Annotated in this window: 15 protein-coding genes, 1 tRNA gene and 1 riboswitch; of the genes, 14 read left to right on the top strand and 2 right to left on the bottom strand. The window is 54.3% G+C overall.

Translation table 11 applies throughout. The features are described from left to right. The first annotated feature begins 131 nt into the window (after positions 1 to 131). The 11 genes from ACJJIV_RS10205 to ACJJIV_RS10155 all read left to right on the top strand — a co-directional run bounded on the left by ACJJIV_RS10205 (position 132) and on the right by ACJJIV_RS10155 (position 9137). On the top strand, positions 132 to 1433 hold the full coding sequence (locus tag ACJJIV_RS10205; protein ID WP_444891610.1) for an MFS transporter: 1302 nt from the start codon (positions 132 to 134) through the stop codon (positions 1431 to 1433). A 141-nt stretch (positions 1434 to 1574) separates the two neighbouring features. Then, positions 1575 to 2798, top strand: a complete 1224-nt coding sequence (locus tag ACJJIV_RS10200) for an alginate export family protein (RefSeq protein WP_444887741.1) — start codon at positions 1575 to 1577, stop codon at positions 2796 to 2798. Positions 2799 to 3015: 217 nt separating this feature from the next. Then, positions 3016 to 3166: riboswitch (molybdenum cofactor riboswitch) on the top strand. After that, a complete protein-coding gene (moaA, locus tag ACJJIV_RS10195) occupies positions 3155 to 4132 on the top strand; it encodes a GTP 3',8-cyclase MoaA (RefSeq protein ID WP_444891609.1) in 978 nt (325 codons plus the stop codon). It overlaps the preceding riboswitch by 12 nt. Positions 4133 to 4136: 4 nt before the next feature. After that, positions 4137 to 4736, top strand: coding sequence for a molybdenum cofactor guanylyltransferase (gene mobA / locus ACJJIV_RS10190; protein WP_444891608.1), 600 nt, complete (start codon positions 4137 to 4139; stop codon positions 4734 to 4736). Positions 4737 to 4738: 2 nt separating this feature from the next. Next, positions 4739 to 5281, top strand: a complete 543-nt coding sequence (moaB, locus tag ACJJIV_RS10185; protein ID WP_108731355.1) for a molybdenum cofactor biosynthesis protein B — start codon at positions 4739 to 4741, stop codon at positions 5279 to 5281. 3 nt (positions 5282 to 5284) lie between these two features. Next, positions 5285 to 5776, top strand: coding sequence for a cyclic pyranopterin monophosphate synthase MoaC (gene moaC / locus ACJJIV_RS10180; protein WP_444891607.1), 492 nt, complete (start codon positions 5285 to 5287; stop codon positions 5774 to 5776). A gap of 21 nt (positions 5777 to 5797) precedes the next feature. Continuing rightward, on the top strand, positions 5798 to 6043 hold the full coding sequence (gene moaD, locus ACJJIV_RS10175; protein ID WP_444891606.1) for a molybdopterin converting factor subunit 1: 246 nt from the start codon (positions 5798 to 5800) through the stop codon (positions 6041 to 6043). A 10-nt stretch (positions 6044 to 6053) separates the two neighbouring features. Beyond that, positions 6054 to 6533, top strand: a complete 480-nt coding sequence (gene moaE, locus ACJJIV_RS10170) for a molybdopterin synthase catalytic subunit MoaE (protein WP_252085941.1) — start codon at positions 6054 to 6056, stop codon at positions 6531 to 6533. Beyond that, positions 6518 to 7300 carry a molybdate ABC transporter substrate-binding protein gene (gene modA / locus ACJJIV_RS10165; protein ID WP_444891605.1) on the top strand — a complete coding sequence of 261 codons (783 nt, stop codon included), beginning with the start codon at positions 6518 to 6520 and terminating at the stop codon, positions 7298 to 7300. The genes moaE and modA overlap by 16 nt, the downstream gene beginning before the upstream one ends. Then, on the top strand, positions 7297 to 8019 hold the full coding sequence (modB, locus tag ACJJIV_RS10160; protein WP_444891604.1) for a molybdate ABC transporter permease subunit: 723 nt from the start codon (positions 7297 to 7299) through the stop codon (positions 8017 to 8019). The genes modA and modB overlap by 4 nt, the downstream gene beginning before the upstream one ends. Continuing rightward, a complete protein-coding gene (locus ACJJIV_RS10155) occupies positions 8019 to 9137 on the top strand; it encodes an ATP-binding cassette domain-containing protein (RefSeq protein WP_444891603.1) in 1119 nt (372 codons plus the stop codon). Before modB ends, ACJJIV_RS10155 begins: the two co-directional genes overlap by 1 nt. Before the next feature lie 174 nt (positions 9138 to 9311). Here ACJJIV_RS10155 and ACJJIV_RS10150 read toward each other — a convergent pair whose 3' ends face one another. Further along, the gene (locus tag ACJJIV_RS10150) at positions 9312 to 10925 is read right to left on the bottom strand and encodes an MFS transporter (RefSeq protein WP_444891602.1); all 1614 of its coding nucleotides are present in this window, start codon (positions 10923 to 10925) and stop codon (positions 9312 to 9314) included. Between the two features lie 195 nt (positions 10926 to 11120). Between ACJJIV_RS10150 and narL the strand changes: the two genes are divergently transcribed. After that, on the top strand, positions 11121 to 11786 hold the full coding sequence (gene narL / locus ACJJIV_RS10145) for a two-component system response regulator NarL (protein WP_444891601.1): 666 nt from the start codon (positions 11121 to 11123) through the stop codon (positions 11784 to 11786). A 45-nt stretch (positions 11787 to 11831) separates the two neighbouring features. Beyond that, positions 11832 to 13073 carry a molybdopterin molybdotransferase MoeA gene (gene moeA / locus ACJJIV_RS10140; protein ID WP_444891600.1) on the top strand — a complete coding sequence of 414 codons (1242 nt, stop codon included), beginning with the start codon at positions 11832 to 11834 and terminating at the stop codon, positions 13071 to 13073. A gap of 741 nt (positions 13074 to 13814) precedes the next feature. On the opposite strand, the gene ACJJIV_RS10135 is transcribed toward moeA, so the two are convergent. After that, positions 13815 to 13891, bottom strand: a tRNA-Arg gene (locus ACJJIV_RS10135). 187 nt (positions 13892 to 14078) lie between these two features. Here ACJJIV_RS10135 and ACJJIV_RS10130 point away from each other — a divergent pair. Continuing rightward, on the top strand, positions 14079 to 14495 hold the full coding sequence (locus tag ACJJIV_RS10130) for a c-type cytochrome (RefSeq protein WP_252084131.1): 417 nt from the start codon (positions 14079 to 14081) through the stop codon (positions 14493 to 14495). The last annotated feature ends 220 nt before the right edge of the window (positions 14496 to 14715 follow it).

Below are 14715 nucleotides of genomic sequence, written 5' to 3'. Positions count from 1 at the left end.
GGCAGGTGGCCTTTACCAATACTGCTCTTTTCAATCCGTTCGTAGCGGCGCATCAGGTACGTATTGATCGGGCAGCCGATGTGGTGACCAAATCATTTTCCCGAAAACTGAAAAAATAGGAGAAGCCCGCCGTGCAATATACCCAGCAACTCGCCGGGCGTGTGCTGATATTTGCTTCGGCCATGTTTGCTGCGAACTTTTCCGTGTGGACACTCTACGCGGTGCTTGGAGTGGAAGTCCGCGAGCAGCTAGACCTCTCAGCCACAGAATACGGCATCTTACTGGCCGCGCCGATTCTGAGCGGTGCGCTACTGCGTTTTCCCGCGGGCTTGTTGGTGGAATATTTCTCGGCAAAAAAACTTATCCTCCTGCAAATGCTATTGCTGCTGCCGGTGCTTTTACTCTTGCCCTATATCGAGAGTTACGGTGAGCATCTACTGGCCGGTTTGTGGTTGGGGATTTCCGGGGTCTCCTTTGTGTTGGGTATTCGCTATATCACTCCGTGGTTCGAAAGGAGGCAGCAGGGCACCGCGATGGGCATTTTTGGTGCAGGCAATGCCGGGGCGGCGATTACCCTGGCCCTGGCGCCAGCGATCCAGAATTGGCTGGGGCGTGAATGGATTGGGCCGATTTATGCGGTTGGTATTTTGCTTATGGTGGTGTTATTCGAATTTTGTGCACCTGAAGAAACCCGTTATATGCGCAGTCGCAACAAGGCAAAAATTCAGCACCATCTAAGACCACTGATGCAGATCAAGGTGTGGCGTTATGGGCTCTATTATTATTTTGTCTTCGGCAGCTTTCTCGCACTTTTACTGTGGCTGCCGAATTACTACCTGGCGGTGTACGAAGTCAGTACCCAGGTGGCAATGGCGCTGACCCTGCTGTTTGTGGCCCTGTCCAGTTCACTGCGTGCGTTGGGTGGCTGGTTTGCAGATCGCTATGGTGCGCGCACGGTGAATTGGAGTGTGTTCTGGACCTGCTTGGTGTGCCTGTTTTTTCTCAGTTACCCCCCAACCAGTATGACGATTCACGGGGTGGAACGGGATGTGCATCTAAATATCGAGGTGGGCATTGAGTTGTTTACCCTGTTGTTGCTGGTAATTGGTATTGCCCAGGGGTTTGGTCGCGCTTCGGTTTACAAGGCGCTACACGATAATTTTCCGGCACATATGGGCAGTGTCGGTGGCACTGTAGCCACAATCGGTGCGCTGGGTGGTTTTACTCTGCCGGTCCTGTTTGGTATCGCACAGGATTTAGTGGGTATTCACAGTGCGGCATTTATGTTGCTCTACGGCGTGCTGGCAGTTTGTATGTTGGTAATGTATCTGGCAATCCAGAGGGAGCAATATCAACAGCGTTTGGCCTTCGCCAGGCAAAATAATTTTTTGCATGAGGATGCGAGTACCTCTGCGGCTTTGCCAGATAGGTAGCGCCCACTACCAAAATGGAATTATGTGTGTGTAAAGGGTAGGAAGTATTTATTTTTTCTACCGAGAAAAACTGTGGTTTCAACCACGTCTGAAAAATTGTAATTTGTCACTGTCACTCCGTTGTTGCAAAGGAAAAGCGTAATGACCATTTCCAGATTTCCCAAAATTTTCGGTGCTTTACTGTTGGGGGCCTGCAGCACAGTCGCATTGCAGGCCGCTGCGCAGGATGGTGAAAATGCCACTCTTGTCGACGCGCTTAAATCCGGTGAAGTCGGGTTGAATCTGCGTTATCGCGTAGAGATCGTCGACCAGGAAGATTATGACCAGGATGGTATTAATGGGGATGCACTCGCGTCCACTCTGAGAACCCGCCTCAACTGGCGCAGCGGCAGCTACCGCGGCTTCAGCGGTTTTCTTGAGATGGACGATGTTACTGCAGTCGGTAACGACAATTACAACTCCACCGTCAATGGCAAAACTAATTACCCGGTAGTGGCCGATCCGGATGGCACCGAAGTTAACCAGGCCTATATCCGCTATAACGGAGAAAATTCCATAATTACTGCTGGTCGCCAGCGTATTAACCTCGATGGCCAGCGCTTTGTTGGCGGTGTTGGCTGGAGGCAAAACGAGCAGACTTACGACGGCATACGCTATCAGTATGGCAGCGCCGACAGCCTGCAGCTGGACTACAGCTACGTGTACAACGTAAACCGGGTTTTTGGTGAAGATAGCGCCGGCGCCGAATTTGAAGGCAATATCCAGCTACTCCATGCCAGCTACCCGGTGGCCGAAAACCATAAAGTCAGCGGTTTTGTTTACAGCCTGGATTTAGAAAATTTCGTGAATAATTCCAGCCGCACCTATGGGGTGGATTACAAAGGAAGTTTTGGCCCTGTAAAAGCTAATCTAAGCTACGCGCGCCAGGACGATACCGGGGACAACCCCTTCGACTACAATGCCGACTACTATCTGGCGGAAGTTGGCGCAGACCTGGGCCCGGTAACCGCAAAACTCGGTTATGAAGTACTGGGTTCTGATAATGGCGTTGGTTTCAAAACGCCGCTGGCTACCCTGCATAAATTCCAAGGTTTCACCGACCAGTTCTTGGTGACTCCAGGTGAAGGCATTGAAGATATGTATATCAGCGGTGCTATGAAACTTGTGGGTGGCAAGTTGAATATGGCCTATCACAATTTTGATGCGAATGAAGGTTCCGCAAATTATGGCCATGAGTGGAATATCAGCTACGGCCGCAAGCTGACAGAGGAAATTTCTGCACTGGTGAAATACGCCTCTTACCAGGCTGACGATCACAACGTGGATACCGACAAGTTCTGGTTAATGGTTACCGCCAATTTCTAATTAAATAAAGCCGCTCCATAGCGAGGCCCCGGCTCTGGCCGGGGTTTTACTTATAAAAACCGACGAATTTCTTTAGGGGAATTTTTCGGTTTTTAGCCATTCTGCCTACTGAATTTCTATTTTGTGATGTTATTTCCCTTACCGGTTGGCATCACTGTGAGTACCTAGGGAGTACCACCTTTGCCCCAAGCATAAATTAACCAGCTTGATACACTGACATCAGTTTAAACACCGAGTCCCGCTACCTAAACAGCGCCGTTTTTTATTGACGTTGCAAGGTGCCGGGACCGTGGCCGTACCGGCCACCAGGGTCTAGCGGGAAACTGCGCGGCCTCCCGAAATTGGAAAGGCGTTTAATGTTACAAGACAATTTTGGCCGTAGGTTTTATTACCTGCGCCTGTCCGTGACGGACATCTGCAACTACCGCTGCAACTACTGCCTGCCCGAGGGCATTGGTTGCGGACGTTCCCTAGAAGGGGAAAATCCTCTCTCAGTCGCTGAGGTGGGCACATTAGTGCGCGCTTTCGCTTCACTGGGTACGGAAAAGGTACGCCTTACCGGCGGAGAGCCCTCCCTGCGCAAAGACCTGGTGCCGCTGCTCGAAGCCGTGCGCGCTAGCGATAAGATTCGCCGCTTAGCCATTACCACTAACGGTTACCGCCTGCCCAGTCAGATTGACGGCTGGCACCGCGCGGGCTTGGATCAGGTGAATGTCAGTATCGACAGCCTCGACCCGGCTCAATTCCACCATATCACCGGTCACAACCGCCTGGATAAAGCCTTAGCCGGCCTGGATCGCGCCCTGGCCTTGGGTATCGATACCAAGGTCAACGCAGTGCTGATGCGCCAGTACAACCTGGCCGAGCTGGATAATTTCCTCGCCTGGGTTCGCGAGACTCCGGTGACCCTGCGCTTTATTGAATTGATGCGCACCGGCGATAACCGCGAGTTCTTCGCCAGCAACCATGTCTCCGGTGGCGATATAGAAACCCTGCTGCTGCGGGAAGGCTGGGAGCAGGTGATCCGCACCCGCGATGCCGGTCCGGCGCGGGAGTACTTCCACCCGGATTACGCCGGCCGTATCGGCCTGATTACCCCTTACGGCAAAGACTTCTGTGCAAGCTGCAACCGCCTGCGGGTATCGGCCCAGGGCAAGCTACACCTGTGCCTGTTTGCGGACCAGGGCTTTGATATGCGCGAAATCATTGCCGCCGGCGATAGCGAAGCGCTGGCAGCCCATATCCGTGAGTTGATTGTGGATAAAACCGCAGGCCACCAACTGCACGAAGGTTTTACCGGCGCTACCCGCAATCTGGCGATGCTGGGGGGCTAGGGTTATGGCCAGGGCTCTTGTTGGCAAATCGACAATCGGCGTGGTGCTGGCCGGCGGCCGCTCCAGCCGGATGGGCCGAGACAAGGCCCTGCTGGCACACCCCCAACAGGGCAATTTTTTGCAGCATGCCGAGGCATTGTTGAGTGAGCTTCCGCTGGAAAAAGTCGTCACCAGCGGCGCCCGCCCCGGAGCGATTGAAGACCTGGTGCCAGAGCGGGGTCCACTGGGCGGCCTTTATTCGGTAGCCCTGGCAACTGGTGCCGATGCAGCCCTGGTGATCCCGGTAGATATGCCCCTGCTCGGGCGGGAGCACCTCGCAGAGTTATTGGCTGAAGGGCAGGCAAGTTACCGGCCCTGTTATTTTGAAAACTTCTTTTTTCCCCTGTGGTTGCCTTTAAATGGCGACTGCCTGGATTATTTGCGCCACGCCGTTGAGGGCAGTGCGCGCAATTCTGTCGGCGCGCTGCTGCGTCACCTGGGGGCCAAATCCATACCCATAAAAAGTGCTGGCGATTGGCATCGCAATATCAATACGCCGGCAGATTATCTCGGCTTGAGTACGCCGGATAAAACTCCAGAAAACAGTTTTTTGAGAGACCACTGATTATGTCCGCACACGCTAGCAAAGAATTTGTACCGCTCAATATCGCGGTACTTACCGTATCCGATACCCGCAACGAGCAGACCGATACCTCTGGCCAGTACCTGGTGGAAGCCCTCAAAACTGCCGGCCATCAGCTCGCAGATAAGCGCATTACCCCGGACGATGTTTACCAGATGCGCGCGGTGGTCTCCGCCTGGATTGCCGATCCGAAAGTGCAGGTGGTATTGGTGACCGGTGGTACTGGTTTTACCGATCGCGACTCCACACCGGAAGCCCTGAGCCCGCTGTTCGACAAAACCGTCGACGGCTTCGGCGAGCTGTTCCGCCATATTTCCCTGGGGGATATCGGCAGCTCCACCGTGCAATCCCGCGCGCTCGCCGGCCTGGCTAATCGCACACTGATATGTTGTATGCCCGGTTCCACCGGAGCCTGCCGCACGGCTTGGGAAGGCATATTGCTGGAGCAGCTGGATGCCCGCCACAAGCCCTGTAACTTTATCCCTCATGTGCGCTTTGCCAGCGCGCCCTGCGAGAGCCGGGGGTAATTTGTGAGCCAATTAACCCATTTAAACCAGCACGGCGAAGCCAGCATGGTGGATGTTACCGAAAAGGACATCACTGACCGCAGCGCCCTGGCCGAGAGCAGCATCTGTATGAGTGCAGAGGCTTTTGCACTACTGAGCCAAGGGGCGCACAAAAAAGGCGACGTGCTCTCTGTAGCTCGTATCGCCGGCATCCAGGCTGCCAAGAAAACCTCAGATTTAATTCCCCTGTGCCATCCGCTGGCGTTGACCAAAGTAGCGGTGGATTTCGAATTACAGCCGGAAAAGCACAGTGTGCATATCACCGCTTTCTGCCGCCTGGCCGGGCGCACCGGAGTCGAGATGGAAGCGTTAACCGCAGCTTCGGTAGCGGCGCTGACCATTTACGATATGTGCAAAGCCGTGGACCCGGCGATGGAAATCGGCCCGACCCGCCTGCTGCAAAAAACCGGCGGTAAGCGCGGCCACTGGCGCGGCGATACTGCGGACAAGGCGTAAAAATTTCAGAGGTGTAAAGCGATGGTAAAGGTTCTGTTTTTCGCGCGTCTGCGCCAGCAACTGGACATGGGTGAGATTACCCTGGAGGACTTTTCCGGCAGTCTCAGCGAGTTGCGTAAAACCCTATGTGAACAGCACCCGGATTGGAGCCCGCACCTGCAAAGAGACGATATTCGTATGGCCCTGAACCAGGAGCTGGCAGAAACCGGAGCCCAGGTGAAGGCTGGGGATGAAGTTGCATTTTTCCCGCCGGTTACCGGCGGTTAGTGGTGCCAATATGAAAGCCGTTGATCGTATTGAAGTCTGTGAAACGCCCCTAGACGTAGCGGCTGAATATACTGCGCTGCAAGGCAACAGTGGCGATGGTGCCTGCGCCCTGTTTGTGGGTTCGGTGCGGGACTTCAATGCCGGTAGTGATGTCTGCGGCCTGGCCCTGGAACACTATCCGGGCATGACGGAAAAAAGCCTGCAACGGATTATCAATGATGCCCGCGATCGCTGGTCCCTGGGGCGTGTGACTATCGTCCACCGGGTTGGCCCCATGCAGATCAACGATGAGATTGTTTTTGTCGGCGTTACCAGCCCCCACCGCCAGGCTGCCTTTGCCGCCTGCCAATACATTATGGATCGCCTCAAAACTGAGGCGCCTTTCTGGAAGCGCGAAGCGGTTGCGGATGAGTCCGGTAAGCCTTCAGAGCGCTGGGTCGAAGCCCGGGCCAGCGATGCTGCGGAGATGGAAAAGTGGTCCGCCGGCTGAGCCTGCTGCTATCCGCTTTACTGGTGTCCATCGCGCTACCGGTTAATGCGGATAACTGCACCTTGCGGGTGGCGGTAGCGGCCAGCTTCCGCCCGGCACTGGAAGAGGTACTGCCAGAATTTGAGCGTCGCCATGCCTGTGTGGTGCAAATCAGCAGTGGCAGCTCCGGGGTGCTCTACCAACAAATAGCGCACCGCGCGCCCTTCGATTTATTCCTGTCTGCGGATCGTGAGCGACCTGAACTGTTGGAAAAGCAGGGTGGGGCACTGGCCAACAGTCGTCAGACTTACGCCCTGGGGTTACTGGCTCTCTGGCACCCAAAATCGGAATCGAATATCGAGCAGTTACTGCAAACCTGGCCCGATAAAATTGTATTAGCCGATCCGAAAGTAGCGCCGTTCGGCAGTGCCGCACGGCAAGCGCTGCAAAGCCTGGATTTGTGGAAGAAAAAACAAACTCAATTGGCCCGGGCCCACAATGCAGGCCAAGCCTATTTAATGCTGGATTCCGGCAATGCGCAGCTGGGCTTTGTCGCCGCCAGCCAGATGCAAGCAGCCGGCCGCGATAACTACTGGTTGCTGCCGCAGCATTTGTACAAACCCATTGAACAGCAGCTGCTGATTCCCACCCAGAGTCGCCGACCTAAAGAGGCGCAATCCCTCGCTAACTATTTGCGTTCAGGGGAAGTGCAGGCGCAGTTACACCACTTGGGTTACGGTGTTTTACCGACTCAATATCAAAGTAGAGATGGAGGGAGTGGCTTATGAATATCGCCGCTGCCGACTGGCAGGCCCTGTGGCTAACTTTAAAATTGGCCGGCTTAACCACCTTACTGCTGTTTATTATCGGCGTGCCCTTGGCCTGGAAATTGAGCCAATGGCAAAGCCGCTGGCGCCACGGTATCGAGGTATTAATTACCCTGCCGCTGGTACTACCACCCACGGTGTTGGGTTTTTATTTACTGCTTTTATTTTCCCCTAACTATGTGCCCGGGCAGTGGTTGTCACAAATTTTTGATGGCCCCTTGGTGTTTTCCTTCACTGGCCTGGTGTTTGCGTCAGTGATTTATTCCCTGCCGTTTATGGTGCAGCCGCTGTTGGCCGCGTTTAATGCCAATGGCCAGCGCCTGACCCAGGCTGCCGCAGCATTGGGTATACCGCCTTGGGCGGCACTATTAAAAGTTCTTTTGCCGGCGAGTCGCGCCGCTATTGTGAGTGCCTGCGCTTTAACGTTTGCCCATACCCTGGGTGAGTTCGGGGTAGTGCTGATGATTGGTGGCGCTATTCCCGGTGAGACCCAAGTGGTGTCTATCGCTCTTTATCAACATGTGGAGGCGATGGAATACGGTGCGGCGCACCGGCTGGCTTTGATGTTGATGGGAATTACTACCGTACTGCTACTCGCTGCCCGGTGGCTGGGACATAGTTTGGCCCCGCGCGGATCAAACAACGAGCAGGCTAAACCGGTAATGGGGGTGCTGGGCTAATGGAAATCACCTTACCCCTATTCGGTACTGCGTCTACCACTTCTGATTCCACCGGATTGAGTGTTACAAGGCTGGTGACTTCGCTTAACGCTGCGGCTCCCTGGCAATTAGAGCTGCCTGCCTCTGGGATTTTTGGCCTTACCGGTCCCTCCGGCAGCGGCAAGAGCACATTACTGGCTGCTTTGGCTGGCCAGCGCCACTGCCGTGGCAATATCACTTTTGCCAATACGGTTTGGCAGCGCGGACGCCGCGCCCTGGCTACCCACAAAAGAACGCTTTCTTTGGGCTTTCAGGACAGCCGCCTGTTTGCCGGCCAGTCGGTGGCAGATAACCTGGCACTGGCCCGCCGTTACAGCCGCAGGCCACTGCCCGAGGAAGAGTGTGGTCGGCTGTTAGAGGCTTTTGGTATTGAACCGCTGCTATATCAGCCGGTGGAGCTATTGTCTGGTGGAGAGGCCCAGCGTGTGGCTGTATTGCGCCAGCTTTTTAACAACGCGCCGCTGCAATTATTTGATGAGCCACTATCAGCGGTTGACCGTGCCCAGGTACTGCGGCGCCTATTGCCGACCCTACGGGATTTCTGGGCCCGATATCCGGCGCTGGTGATCTGGACCAGTCATGACTTTGATGAAATCCAGCTGTTAGCCCAGCGCTGTTTTTGGATGGATTCTGCCTATTTGTTCGCACCACTTCCTTTACCTGAAGTTGCCCAGCGCCTGGATAGCCACGACGTAGGGGATAGCTGTCGGAGCAGGATTGAAGTGCGAGTGGAATCCCTAAACGATGGTCTGCTGACTTTGGATTTAGGGGGGATTTCCATCTTTGCAGATAGGGTGGCAGGCCATTATCGAAAAGGCGATACCGCTGCTTTTCTGTTGGAAGCTGGAGATATCAGCCTTAGTGTAGAGAAGCCGGGCCTGTCCAGTATCCTCAATTGCCTGCCGGTAACTTTAGTTGCTAAGCAGAAGCTTACCGATGGCCGCATTCGCCTGCAGTTAGCCGCTGCTGATCAGGTGTTCTACGCAGATATTTCCCGTCTCTCCTGCGAGCGTCTAGAACTGCGTGAGGGCACTACCTACTTTGCCCAGTTTAAGGCCGGTAGTCTTGCCGGTTTGTAAGCCTCTTATTTCTCTTTGAATAATCTTGTACTGAAAACTTCTGCGGAATATGGAGGTTTAAAATGGCTGATGGAAATGGCTGTAGAAAAAGGTATCGCTTCTCCACCAGTGCATCATAAAAAAGGGGAGGTAAAAACCTCCCCGAAGCAACGGTATCCCGTGAGTGAAACTGAATTAAGGGTTATAGAACTCCCCGTTTTTACGCAGGTAGAACCAGTAGTTAACCACCAGGCAAACCGCGTAGAAGATGGCAATGCCTGCCAGGGCGTATTCCGGGGTAGTGGCTTTGATCTGCTCGCCGAAGACCTTGGGAATATAGAAGGCACCGTAGGCGGCAACTGCTGAGGTCCATCCCAATACCGGACCTGCCTGTTCTTTCGGGAACACCATGGCGATGGTGCGGAAGGTAGAACCATTGCCGATACCGGTAGCGGCGAACAGCACCAGGAACAGCAGGAAGAAGGGCAGGAAGAACTCTTCCGGCGTGGCTGAGCCGTAGGCGGCCTTCATGTAATAGGCCACACCCAGGGCACTAGCCACCATGATTGCGGCACAGATTTGGGTAACCAGGGCTCCGCCGATACGGTCGGAGATCCAACCACCTACCGGGCGAATCAGGGCGCCGATAAATGGCCCCATCCAGGCGTACATCAGGGCGCTGGGGCCGTTGTTGTTGATGGTATCGTGAGTCATAACCCCGTCCACCATCACGTGGCTGTACCCGAAGATCACTTTGATAGCCAGGGGGAAGGCTGCCGCGAAACCGATAAAGCTGCCGAAGGTCATGGTGTAAATCACACTCATTACCCAGGTGTGCTTGTTGTTGAAGATACGGTATTGGCGTTGCAGGCTGGTTCTGATCTCACCGGGCAGCAGTTTCAAACCGAACACGGTGGCAGTGATTACCAGCACCAGCACGATTTCCTTGGGCACGCCCCAGCCTGAACCATTGGCCGCTTCGGGAAGCAGCAGCCACAGACCTGTGATTGCGGTGAAGAGGCCGATTCCCAACATCATGGTCATCTTCATCATCGCGCCGATAGAGCTGCCCACATCCGGGGTGACTTCGTCGGTGCGCAGATTGTTCATGCCGAACCAGCCCACAAAGGCCAGCGGAATCAGGAACAGCAACCATACAAAACCGGCATTTTGAATCCACGCTTCAGAACCGGCCGGTATCTTGCCGATCAGTGAGCCAGAGCTGCTCACCAAAGTCATGGGATCGCCGCCAGCAGCGCCGAAGGCACCGAAAGTCATAAATAGCGGTACCAGGATCTGCATAGTGGTAACACCGAAGTTACCCAGGCCTGCATTCAGACCAAGCGCCAACCCCTGCTTTTCCTTGGGAAAAAAGAAACTGATATTGGACATGGAAGAGGCGAAGTTACCACCGCCGATACCAGACAGCAGCGCCAGCAACTGGAATACCCACAGTGGAGTCTCCTTGCTCTGCAGGGCGATACCGGTGCCGAGTGCTGGGATCATCAACAGGGCTGTGGTAAATACAATAGTGTTGCGCCCACCGAACAATCGAATAAAGAAACTACTGGGTATTCGAAGGGTAGCGCCGGTGAGGCCGGCGATGGCCATTAGGGTAAACAGATCGGCTTTGGCAATGGGGAAGCCAAGGTTGAGCATTTGAACGGTAATAATGCCCCAGTAGAGCCACACGGCGAAGCCGCACAGCAAACTGGGAATGGATATCCACAAATTCCGGTTTGCGATTTTCTTGCCCTTGGACTGCCAGAATTTGCTGTCCTCCGGGGCCCACTCGTAGATGTCAGACACGGCGGCCACTCCTCCTCGAAATGATTCGTACAGCCACTATGGGCCGGGGTTTGAGCCTACTCAATTACCAACAGGAAGTAACCCTTTTGCCCTGGAGTAATAGCTACCTCTTAGGGGGTAAGTGCCGAGGTGGGACGCTATGGTAAAGTCACTGTACAGATTTAAACCAATTTTCAAATTGAAGCGGGGCTCTCTATGATTTCTTCTGCTACGGTAATGATGGTCGATGACCACCCGCTATTTCGCAAAGGCCTTAAACAATTATTTGCAATGGAGCCCGGCCTGGAGCTGGTGGCCGAGGCCAGTAGTGGAGAGGAAGCGCTGGTGCTGGCCAAGCAACACGAGCCGGACCTTATTCTGCTGGACCTGAATATGCGCGGTATGGATGGGCTGGATACACTGCGCGCAATGCGTGCTGCAGATGTTTCCTCGCGTATCGTGATACTCACCGTTTCTGATAATAATGCCGACGTGGTGTCTTGTATCCGCGCCGGTGCCGATGGCTACCTGCTCAAGGATATGGAGCCCGAGGATATTCTTGAACAAGTCATTCTGGCTACTCATGGCAAGCTTGCAATTAGCCAGCGCCTCACAGAAATTCTCGCCTCGGCACTGCGCAAACCGGATAACTCCGGAGCGGATATCCTCTCCTCTCTCACAAGCCGTGAATACCAGATACTGCAATTGATCGCCGATGGGCTGAGTAACAAGTTAATTGCTCGCGAATTAGATATTAGTGATGCAACAGTGAAGGTGCACGTTAAACACTTATTGAAGAAATTGGGGATGCGCTCCCGTGTGGAAGCCGCTGTGTGGATGGTCAATCAAAGACGCCCTGATTTCCAGGGTCGAAACCACTGATCACTCTGCCCCAATCGCAAAGGACTGAAGTAAGAGAAATTCTCTATGCCCACTATCGACTGCTGTAGCCAACCGGGTCTGATGCCCATAGAAAGTGCCCGTGAAAAACTTCTCGAAGCATTGAATCCAATCAGTGGCACTGAGACTTTGCCCCTAGCAAAAGCCGCCGGTCGAGTATTGGCTGAGGATGTTATCTCCACAGTAAACTTACCGCCCTGCGACAACTCTGCGATGGACGGTTACGCCCTGCGCTTTGAAGACTTGGCCAGTGGCTTGCCGCTGGAGCTGATCGGCAAATCTTTTGCCGGAGCACCTTTTGACGGTGTGGTGAACCCGGGCACTTGCGTGCGCATTATGACGGGAGCCGCATTACCCGCCGGTGCGGATACGGTGGTGATGCAGGAAAATGTCGATGCCCAGGAAGAGTCGATAAGTATAAACGGTGAAGTTCGCCCTGGAGATCATATTCGCCGCTGCGGTGAAGATGTGGCCGAAGGAGCTAGCCTGCTTAAGGCCGGAGAGCGTATTAGCGTTCCCCATATCGCCCTGCTCGCCGCTGCCGGTGTTGGCACAGTGGCAGTAGTGCGCAAACCAGTAATCGCACTTTTCTCCACTGGTGATGAACTGCGCCAGCCCGGCGAAGCCCTGGGCAAGGGCGATATCTACGATAGCAACCGCATCGCTCTATTGGCTGCTCTCGATCAGTTGGATCTGGAAATTTTGGATTTGGGTATTTTGCCCGATAACAAACAGGCCATCACCAATGCCTTACAACGCGCTTCCCAAGAGGCCGATGCCATTATTACCTCCGGTGGAGTCTCCGTTGGCGAAGCGGATTACACCCGTGAAGTGTTGGAAGAGCTGGGAGAGATCGGCTTCTGGAAAGTAGCGATGAAGCCAGGCAAACCTTTTGCCTTTGGTTTCCTGCAGGGAACCCCTTTCTTTGGCTTACCCGGCAATCCGGTTTCCGCTTTGGTTACTTTCTACCAGTTGGCCGTGCCGGCCCTGAGTGTGATGAAAGGCGATCAGTGGACTGGCCCGCAGACCTTACAGGCAAAACTGTTAAAACCCCTAAAGAAAAAGCCCGGCCGTACCGATTTCCAACGGGGTGTTTATCGCACTGATGAGAATGGAACCTTGGTGGTGGAGCCTGTCGGTACTCAGGGAAGCCATATCCTTACCGGTTTGGCTGCTGCTAACTGCTTTATCGTTTTGGCGCGAGAGAGTGGTAGTGTGGAAGCGGGGGAGCAGGTGGTGATTGAGCCTTTGGGGGTGCCGTTGGGGTAGGGCTGCTAATAGACTTTTGTGGCTGGCCGCAGCCGAAATATGTCTATCTAAGAAAGTTTGTCTGAAGCTGATGTAATCAGAGGGGATGAGCTTCGCCCTTTGGGCTCGCTGCTCTGCGGCAGCTATGCTGCCTCCGAGTCGAACCTGAGTTCGAAGGAAGCTTGGGAGTGAGCCATATACAAGAAAGCCCGCATAAGCGGGTGGTGTGTGTGAGGATTCTTCGCCCTTTGGGCTCGCTGCTCTGCGGCAGCTTTGCTGCCTTAGAGTCGAACCTGAGTTCGAACGAAGCCTGGGAGTGAGCCATATACAAAAAAAGCCCGCATAAGAGGGTGGCGTGCGTGAGGATTAGCTTCGCTCTTTGGGCTCGCTGCTCTACGGCAGCTTTGCTGCCTCCGAGTCGAACCCGAGTTCGAACGAAGCCTGGGAGTGAGCCATATATAAAGGAGCCTGCATAACCTGTATAAGAGGGTGGTGTGCGTGAGGATTAGCTTCGCCTTTTGGGCTCGCTGCTCTACGGCAGCTTCGCTGCCTTAGAGTCGAACCTGAGTTCGAGCGAAGCCTGGGAGCTTGCCATATATAAGGAAGCCCGCTTATGCGGGTGGTGTGCGGGAGGATTAGCTTCGCCCGTTGGGCTCGCTGCTCTACGGCAGCTTTGCTGCCTCCGAGTCGAACCTGAGTTCGAACAAAACCTGGGAGTGAGCCATATACAAGAAAGCCCGCATAAGCGGGCTTTCTTGTATATGGCCCGCCCGAGAGGATTCGAACCTCTGACCTTCGCCTCCGGAGGGCGACGCTCTATCCAGCTGAGCTACGGGCGGTTTTGGCTATCTGCGCCAATGGGAGGCGGATTATACAGAAGGGTGGGGGCGGGTGAAAGGACTTATGGCGCTTCTACACAGGCTTTGGCAGGGGGCGGCACAGTGCTTATAATGCGCGGCGTGGAAGTTTGCGGCAGTAAATCGATAGTCTACGGGCCAACTCACTTCGGCCCTTTGGGGGAATAGCATGAAGAGCATTTTGGGTATTGTGGCGGCACTGGCCGTCAGTGCGGCTGCGGCAGTGGCCCAGTCTGTTGACCAGGAAATTGAACAGCGTATCGCTCCGGCGGGTGAGACCTGTATGAAGGGCGAGGAGTGTGCGGCGGCAGTAGCGGCTGCCCCGGAAGCTGCCAGTGGCGGTGCCCGCAGTGGTGAAGATATCTACAACAAGAGCTGTACTACCTGTCACGCGGCGGGTATAGCGGGCGCGCCTAAGTTTGGTGATGCCGCTGCCTGGGCACCGCGTATTGCCAAGGGCATGGACACTCTTTACACCAATGCCATCAATGGTATCAATGCCATGCCGCCCAAGGGCCTGTGTATGGATTGTAGCGATGACGAAGTGAAGGCTGCGGTTGATTATATGGTGGATAACAGTAAGTAAGCTGTGTACTCGCTATAGATAAGGCCGCATATTAAGCGGCCTTTTTTGTTTCTCTCCTAAACAAAACTCACCTTCCTCTAATCGGCTTTTTTCTTTCGGTCATTTCCAGCTAATACCTGGACCTTCAAATAAGCTTATCGAATGTCGTATAAACCAAATGATATAACTTGTCTTAAATGACTATAAGAAAATTCAGTGTCAGATAAGCTGCAGTAGTAAC

It is taken from the genome of Microbulbifer mixtoriginis (SeqCode) (assembly GCF_052466765.1).
The sequence above is the reverse complement of the archived record's forward strand: the minus strand, read 5'-3'. Positions and strand labels throughout refer to the sequence as shown.

Coding starts and splice junctions, on each gene's coding strand:
- moaA (WP_444891609.1), top strand. CDS start 3,155: ATGTTACAAGACAATTTTGGCCGTAGGTTTTATTACCTGCGCCTGTCC.
- ACJJIV_RS10200 (WP_444887741.1), top strand. CDS start 1,575: ATGACCATTTCCAGATTTCCCAAAATTTTCGGTGCTTTACTGTTGGGG.
- narL (WP_444891601.1), top strand. CDS start 11,121: ATGATTTCTTCTGCTACGGTAATGATGGTCGATGACCACCCGCTATTT.
- mobA (WP_444891608.1), top strand. CDS start 4,137: ATGGCCAGGGCTCTTGTTGGCAAATCGACAATCGGCGTGGTGCTGGCC.
- moaE (WP_252085941.1), top strand. CDS start 6,054: ATGAAAGCCGTTGATCGTATTGAAGTCTGTGAAACGCCCCTAGACGTA.
- ACJJIV_RS10155 (WP_444891603.1), top strand. CDS start 8,019: ATGGAAATCACCTTACCCCTATTCGGTACTGCGTCTACCACTTCTGAT.
- moeA (WP_444891600.1), top strand. CDS start 11,832: ATGCCCACTATCGACTGCTGTAGCCAACCGGGTCTGATGCCCATAGAA.
- ACJJIV_RS10130 (WP_252084131.1), top strand. CDS start 14,079: ATGAAGAGCATTTTGGGTATTGTGGCGGCACTGGCCGTCAGTGCGGCT.
- moaD (WP_444891606.1), top strand. CDS start 5,798: ATGGTAAAGGTTCTGTTTTTCGCGCGTCTGCGCCAGCAACTGGACATG.
- moaB (WP_108731355.1), top strand. CDS start 4,739: ATGTCCGCACACGCTAGCAAAGAATTTGTACCGCTCAATATCGCGGTA.
- modB (WP_444891604.1), top strand. CDS start 7,297: ATGAATATCGCCGCTGCCGACTGGCAGGCCCTGTGGCTAACTTTAAAA.